Annotated in this window: 7 protein-coding genes; 2 read left to right on the top strand and 5 right to left on the bottom strand. The window is 46.6% G+C overall.

What is annotated here, in order from left to right; genetic code table 11:
* Positions 1 to 322: 322 nt before the first annotated feature.
* Positions 323 to 673 (top strand): hypothetical protein, encoded by a 351-nt coding sequence (locus L9G74_RS17450; protein ID WP_238898050.1) that lies wholly within the window; start codon positions 323 to 325, stop codon positions 671 to 673.
* Between the two features lie 28 nt (positions 674 to 701).
* On the top strand, positions 702 to 1,604 hold the full coding sequence (locus L9G74_RS17445) for a 1,4-dihydroxy-2-naphthoyl-CoA synthase (RefSeq protein WP_238898049.1): 903 nt from the start codon (positions 702 to 704) through the stop codon (positions 1,602 to 1,604).
* Between the two features lie 78 nt (positions 1,605 to 1,682).
* Here L9G74_RS17445 and cyoE read toward each other — a convergent pair whose 3' ends face one another.
* The 5 genes from cyoE to cyoA are packed head-to-tail and all read right to left on the bottom strand — an operon-like array spanning position 1,683 to position 6,489.
* Positions 1,683 to 2,567: a heme o synthase gene (gene cyoE, locus L9G74_RS17440; RefSeq protein WP_238898048.1), complete on the bottom strand. Its 885-nt coding sequence runs from the start codon at positions 2,565 to 2,567 to the stop codon at positions 1,683 to 1,685.
* A gap of 10 nt (positions 2,568 to 2,577) precedes the next feature.
* On the bottom strand, positions 2,578 to 2,910 hold the full coding sequence (cyoD, locus tag L9G74_RS17435) for a cytochrome o ubiquinol oxidase subunit IV (RefSeq protein WP_238898047.1): 333 nt from the start codon (positions 2,908 to 2,910) through the stop codon (positions 2,578 to 2,580).
* On the bottom strand, positions 2,910 to 3,518 hold the full coding sequence (gene cyoC / locus L9G74_RS17430) for a cytochrome o ubiquinol oxidase subunit III (protein ID WP_238898046.1): 609 nt from the start codon (positions 3,516 to 3,518) through the stop codon (positions 2,910 to 2,912). Before cyoC ends, cyoD begins: the two co-directional genes overlap by 1 nt.
* On the bottom strand, positions 3,515 to 5,500 hold the full coding sequence (gene cyoB / locus L9G74_RS17425) for a cytochrome o ubiquinol oxidase subunit I (RefSeq protein ID WP_238898045.1): 1,986 nt from the start codon (positions 5,498 to 5,500) through the stop codon (positions 3,515 to 3,517). The genes cyoC and cyoB overlap by 4 nt, the downstream gene beginning before the upstream one ends.
* Before the next feature lie 8 nt (positions 5,501 to 5,508).
* On the bottom strand, positions 5,509 to 6,489 hold the full coding sequence (gene cyoA, locus L9G74_RS17420; protein ID WP_238898044.1) for a ubiquinol oxidase subunit II: 981 nt from the start codon (positions 6,487 to 6,489) through the stop codon (positions 5,509 to 5,511).
* Positions 6,490 to 7,430: the final 941 nt, after the last annotated feature.

Below are 7,430 nucleotides of genomic sequence, written 5' to 3'. Positions count from 1 at the left end.
CGTGTGATGAGTCACCTCATCACTACCTCTACGACCTTTGCTTTCGCGCTTTGCCGTGTCAGTGGGTGCGCATTATAAGGACCTTAAAAAACTCCGCAACCCCTTTTTTGAGATATTTTTCCAAGTGTTCAAGATTCCAGCCAACTGGCAATTTAAACAGCATTTTATGCCTAGATTATCCGCTTTAGGGCCATAATTACGGCATTACAGGCTGCAATTAGTTGTTGGCGCTTATGCAACATTCGTCGCGCATCCTTGTCTATTGCGGCGATATTGGTAATTTAGGCTATGAATTAATGCAGATAGATGCAGGGCATTGACTATGAAAGGTTGGATACTCATCGCCGTTGCGGCAGCGGTGCTTTATTACTTGGCAACGAAAACCGATAAGCTGGATGAGCCAATAGCTCAGACCGAGGCCATTCTGAAAAAGATTGAGCATAAGCTGGATGTGATGACGGGCACGCAGCTGATCCGTATAGATAAGAAGAAAAGCCAACTGCTGGCGAGTATCGGTGATCGTTTATCAAGTGTTGAATTACACGAACTAGACAAGATCCTAAGTACGCCAGATGGCTTTAATGATTTTAAGCAGCAGTATTGTCAGGGAAATGTGATATCTCATCCGGTTTTTAGTCGAGATAATTTGCAGTTCATTTGCGATAATCTGTAATTCACATAGTTAGCCTCAGGAAGTTGTTATGTCTCGTTTTGTTTCCGATACATTTGACGCCGAGCTGTGGGATGAAGTCCCAGGGTTTGAGTTTGAAGATATTACTTATCACCGCGCTAAGGCTCACGGCACAGTGCGCATTGCCATTGACCGTCCAGATTGTTTGAACGCCTTCCGTCCAAAAACGGTTGATGAGTTGTATATCGCACTCGACCATGCACGCCAGTGGTCAGATGTAGGCTGTGTACTATTAACCGGTAATGGTCCATCGAAGAAAGGCCAGTGGTCGTTCTCTTCGGGTGGTGATCAACGTATTCGCGGTAAAGATGGTTATAAGTATGAAGGTGCTGAAGCGGGTAAAGCAGATATTGCTCGCATGGGCCGCTTACACATTCTTGAAGTACAACGTTTGATTCGTTTTATGCCGAAGGTAGTGATTGCGGTTGTGCCGGGCTGGGCGGTCGGCGGAGGTCATAGCTTACACGTAGTATGTGATTTAACCTTGGCCTCAAAGGAACACGCCATTTTTAAACAGACTGACCCAGATGTTGCTAGCTTCGACTCAGGTTATGGCAGTGCCTACTTAGCCAAGATGATCGGCCAAAAGCGCGCGCGGGAAATCTTCTTCTGTGGTTTTAACTATAGTGCTGATGAAGCGTTTGATATGGGCATGGTTAACCGTTCCATTCCTCACGCTGAGTTAGAAGTAGAAGCGCTGCGTTGGGCCAAAGAGATCAACTCTAAGAGTCCAACGGCAATGCGTATGCTGAAGTATGGTTTTAACTTGCCGGATGACGGCTTAGTTGGCCAGCAACTGTTTGCCGGTGAAGCAACCCGCTTAGCTTACGGCACAGCGGAAGCGGAAGAGGGGCGTGATGCCTTCTTAGAAAAACGCGATCAGGATTTTTCTAAGTTCCCTTGGCACTACTAATCATATTCAGTTAGCTGAGATAACAAAAAGCCCGGCTTTATATAGCCGGGCTTTTTAATGCGGATAAATATGTTGGGCTTACAACTGCACAAATAACTGCGAGGTGACTTCTTTAAAGTCTAACGCCATAGTCACACTCAGCGCGGTGATAGTGATGATTGAGAAACCGAACACTTGGCGTGCCCAACCGGTAACCTCAATATCTTTACGATAGCCTCGAAGCGCCATCGCCAACCACCACAAACTGGTAGAACAGGCCACCGCCGTAAACGCCACCCCGGTATATCCTGTCAGCGGCAGTAACACGGAAACCAGTGCAAACACTGCCACATAAGCAACAATGTGCAATTTGGCTTTTTCAATGCCGTGTACGACTGGCAGCACTGGGATTTTGGCCGCTTTGTAATCTTCATAACGGAAGATAGCAATTGCGTAAGAGTGGGGCATTTGCCACAGGCAGAACATCAACAGCAGAATGGCTGCACCGGCATCAAATTTACCTGATACCGCACAGTAACCCACCACTGGTGGCACCGCACCAGACAGACTTCCCACAATCGTGCCATACACCGACATGCGTTTCATATAGAGGCTATACACCCCGACATAAACCACATAACCAATGACGGCGAACAAGGTCGCCATCGCATTGGTGTAGACAGCCAAAATACCAAACCCGGCGAATCCCAACGCCACACCGAACCAAAACGCATGGGGAACAGACAGTTCACCCGTCACGGTCACACGCTTTTGCGTACGACGCATTTTGGCATCGATATCGGTATCAATGCAGTTATTGATAGCACAGCCTGAGGCGACCACCAAAGATAACCCCAATACGGCAGCAAACATCAGCCCCCAATCAATGTGTCCTTGAGAGGCTAAGAAAAAGCCCCCCGCGACTGAGATCAGGTTGCCCATGATAATGCCGGGCTTGGTGACGTTGAGATAAGGCTTCAACATATTAATCAGCTCACATGTACATCATCAGCGCGTTAGCACTGTACAGAATCCAGATGGACAGACCCACCACCAGACCAATAATCAGCGCAGAGAACAGGAACGCAATAGTGTTCTCTTTGCCTGTCGGTGTGAAATCTAAGTGCAAGAAGTACTTCAGGTGCACAATAATCTGTACTACCGCAAATACCACCACCAATACGATGGTTGCTGGCTTAGAAAACTGGCTGCTCATTACTGCCCAAAAAGGGATCACAGTCAGAATCACTGATAACACAAAGCCGATCAGGTAAGACTTAACGCTTCCATGACCGTCGTCATGGGTTGAATGAGATAAATCGCTCATTACACTACCCCCAACAAGTAAACAACGGTGAATACACAGATCCAGATAACGTCCAGGAAGTGCCAGAACATACTCAAGCAACCCAAGCGAGTGATTGTGCGGTTGCCTAAGCCACGCTTAGCGACTTCGACCATCATAACTGCCATCCAAATCAGACCAGCAGTTACGTGCAGACCGTGCATACCTACCAACGCAAAGAACGATGATAAGAAGGCACTGCGTGACGGACCATTGCCATTGGCAATCAGGTGATGGAACTCATTGACTTCCATCCCGATGAAGATTGCACCCAACACAAAAGTGATCGACAACCAACCTAAGGTGGCTGAACGATTCTGTTTGTGTGCCGCAATCATGGCAAAACCATAAGTGATAGAACTGAGCAGCAGGGCAGCAGTTTCCACTGCCACATAATCCAACTCAAAAATATCGTGTCCAGACACGCCACCTGCGGTGTTCATGTACAGTACTGCATAAGTAGCAAATACTGACGCGAACAACAGGCAGTCGGTCATCAGGTAAAGCCAGAAACCGAAGAGGGTGTTTTTACCTGTATCGTGATGTTCATGATGCTCATGAGCATCAATTGCTTGACTCACGCTGCTCATGCCTTCACCTCCGAAGCACCTTTCACAAAGGCATCTTCAATTTTTTCAATTTCGTCAGGTTGGACGTAGTAGTCCACATCATTGTCGTAAGCACGCACGATGAATGCCACAATTGATGCAACCAGCGATACCGCTGCCAACCACCAGATGTGCCAGATCAAGGCAAAGCCCATGACGGCTAATGCGCCACCGATAACGACACCAGCTGCGGTGTTTTTCGGCATATGGATAGGCTCATACTTATCCAATTTCTGGTACGCAGTCCCTTTCTCTTTAGCATCCATGAAGGCATCGATATCGTGCACTTCAGGCAACTTGGCAAAGTTATAGAACTGTGGAGGTGACGAAGTTTGCCATTCCAGCGTACGCGCATTCCATGGGTCACCAGTGGTATCCAGGTTTTGCTTACGGTCACGGAACGATACAAACAGTTGCAGCAGTTGCGACACGATACCCGCCAGAATAATGAAGGCACCGACACAAGCGATATACAACCAGATGTTCCATGCTGGGTTATCAGTGTGGTTCAGACGACGAGTCATACCCATGAAGCCGAGCACGTACAGCGGCATAAAGGCTACATAGAAACCAACCAACCAGCACCAGAAGGCACTCTTACCGAGTTTCTCGTTCAGGTGGAAGCCCATCGCTTTAGGGAACCAGTAGGCGAAGCCTGCCAAGTAACCAAATACCGCACCACCGATGATGGTGTTATGGAAGTGAGCGATCAGGAACAAGCTGTTATGCAACACGAAGTCAGCACCTGGCACCGCCAACAGTACCCCAGTCATACCACCAATAGTAAAGGTGGTCATGAAGCCCAAGGTCCACATGATAGGCACGGTGATGCGTACACGACCGCGGTACATGGTGAACAGCCAGTTAAACAGTTTCACCCCGGTAGGCACCGCAATAATCATGGTCATCACACCGAAGAACGCGTTAACGTTGGCGCCAGAACCCATGGTAAAGAAGTGGTGCAACCATACGATGAAGCCCAGTACTGAGATAGCACCGTTAGCAACGATCATTGAGGTATAACCGAACAGACGTTTAGAGCTGAACGTCGCCACGATTTCCGAGAAGATACCAAACGCTGGCAGGATCAGGATGTACACCTCAGGGTGACCCCATGCCCAGAACAGGTTGATATACATCATGGCATTACCACCACCTTCGTTAGTGAAGAAGTGGAAATCCAAGTAACGGTCAAGCGTCAGCAAGCCCAAAGCAGCGGTCAGGATTGGGAATGAAGCCACAATCAGGATGTTGGCCCAAGTACATGCCCAAGTGAACACCGGAATTTGCATCAACTTCATGCTTGGTGTGCGGCACTTAAATACCGTTACCAAGAAGTTCACGCCCGTCAACAAGGTACCAAGACCTGATAACTGCAGTGCCCAAATATAGTAGTCGACCCCGACTCCCGGACTGAACGTCAGTTCCGACAGCGGTGGATAAGCTACCCAACCAGTTTTAGCAAACTCACCAACCCCTAAAGAGATGTTGATCAGAATCGCACCAGCGGTAGTTAACCAGAAGCTGAGGTTGTTCAGGAATGGGAAAGCAACGTCACGCGCACCAATTTGCAATGGCACCACGATGTTCATCAGACCGACCATGAATGGCATCGCCATAAAGATGATCATGATAACGCCGTGAGCACTAAAGATTTGGTCGTAGTGTTCAGGTGGAAGATATCCAGCATTGCCGTTAGTGGCGAGTGCCAGTTGGGTACGCATCATGATCGCATCCGCAAAACCACGGATTAGCATGACTAATGCCAGCACGATGTACATGATACCTAAGCGTTTATGGTCAACGGATGTAATCCAGTCACGCCACAACGGTACCCAAAGTTTGAATTTTGTCAGTAACACCACCAGCAACAGGCCAATAATACCTACGCCAGCAAGGGTGCCCATAACAATGGGTTCGTGATACGGCACCGCATCAATCGAAAGTTTACCTAATAAAGACATATTAACTCCTACGCCTCCCCATGAGCAGCGGCGTGATCAGCTGAATGTTGCATCTTAGGCATATCAGATGCTTCCGCATCGTGATGTTCGCCATGCTCCATTCCCTCACCATGTTCCTTACCGCCTTTGCCCCAATCGTTATAGTGCTGCATATACTTCATAACGATTTGATGGAACAGGCCATCTGTTACGTCGCTATAATACTGCACAGGATTGTTTTCACTTTCCTCTGCAAGCACTTCATAACTTTGAGGGTTCAATGGAGTTCCACTGGCTTTCACTTTGGCAACCCAACTATTGAAGTCAGCATCAGTAGCGGTCGCAATCGCTTTAAACTTCATACCGGTAAAACCAGCGCCACTATAGTTGGCCGAGAAGCCATCATAAGTGCCTTCATGGTTGGCAATCAGGTGAAGTTTGGTCTCCATTCCGGCCATTGAATAGATTTGGCTACCCAACTGAGGAATAAAGAATGAATTCATAGTGGAGTCAGAAGTGATCTTGAACTGCACTGGAACGTCTTTAGGGAAAACCAGCTCATTAACGGTTGCAACACCTTGTTCTGGATAGATAAACAACCATTTCCAGTTCAGCGATACAACTTCAACAACCATATGGTCCAGTTGCTTCCCATCAGCGTCTTCTAACGGCCGATATGGATCCAACTCATGGGTTGTTTTCCAGGTAATAGTCCCCAGAATGATGATGATGATGATCGGGATAGTCCAAATCACAGACTCAATTTTCGTGGAGTGCGCCCATTTAGGCATATAGACTTCATCACGACCTTCACGGTACTTCCATGCGAAATACAGCGTCATGAAAATTACAGGAATAACCACTAACAACATCAGCACGGTGGCGATGATAATCAGTTCTTTTTCCTGTACACCTACATGACCTTTAGGGTCTAGCACACCACCCTCACAACCAGATAGCACTAGGGCTAAGGCTGCTAAAGCGAATTTACTTAGGCTACGAATAAACACGAAGAACCTTCCTCTAACGACAGAGGTTGATAACATCCACCAATAACCATCATTGGTGGCATTGACGACGCTACTAACAGGGCTGACGACAAATCAGCTTTACAATAATAGACGCCGAAACCAATCTGCATACATCAAACCTTAGGATGGTTGCCAAATTAGTGATTTTTTGATTGAGAAGTATGAAAAGCAACCATTAGCTAAAACGCGTCACGCACCGCTGATTGTTCAGTGGCGGTTAATTAACAACACCTTAGATTAATAGTTAGCGACAGAATTCGATGAGTCATGGTTGATTATGCAGCTATCACACGAAGCAACACGACTCAAAAACGCCCCCGTAACACACAGCTCAATGCCAGCACCAAGAACTCGAAAAGTGGGAAAAGCTTAAAATACACTCGCAGGACTATTATTTGCCCTTTCTGAAAGCGCGCTTTGATAGCGTTTCCAGCGCGAAACTTGTACCGTTTTTTCGATTTCTCTTATAAATGGAACCACTCCAACCACACAAAAATGTGACTTCTGTATAGCTGGTTTGATAAACGTGAAGATTATCACAAAAATCTTTTGAGCACACAACGGTTAAGTGGTTTTTTACTCAGATAAATCAGTGATCAACCGCCACATACGCTCATCAAAGCCAGCGACAAAAGTCATTTATCTTTCGCTATAACTCAATACGGCAATGACTAAAAAAAGTTCAAATTAGCGTTAACTTAATTACAACTTTAGTAGTAATTCACCATAAATCATGCGGTTATAACGACCAATCATTATTTGCGCAATGGAATAGTAAGTAGGCTGGATGAAAAGTAGCTGAAGTACAATGGTCATTCTGCTTTAGTGAAGCAAATGGTTGTTAAAGCACTCAGGTAAACAGATAAACTAGCGATTTAAGCGTAAAATTTCCCCTTTAAAAATCAAACAGCTCAAAATAA

This window comes from Shewanella electrica, from assembly GCF_022321485.1.
Lineage (GTDB): Bacteria > Pseudomonadota > Gammaproteobacteria > Enterobacterales > Shewanellaceae > Shewanella > Shewanella electrica.
Note: the sequence above shows the minus strand (reverse complement) of the source record. Positions and strands in the feature narration are given on the sequence as shown.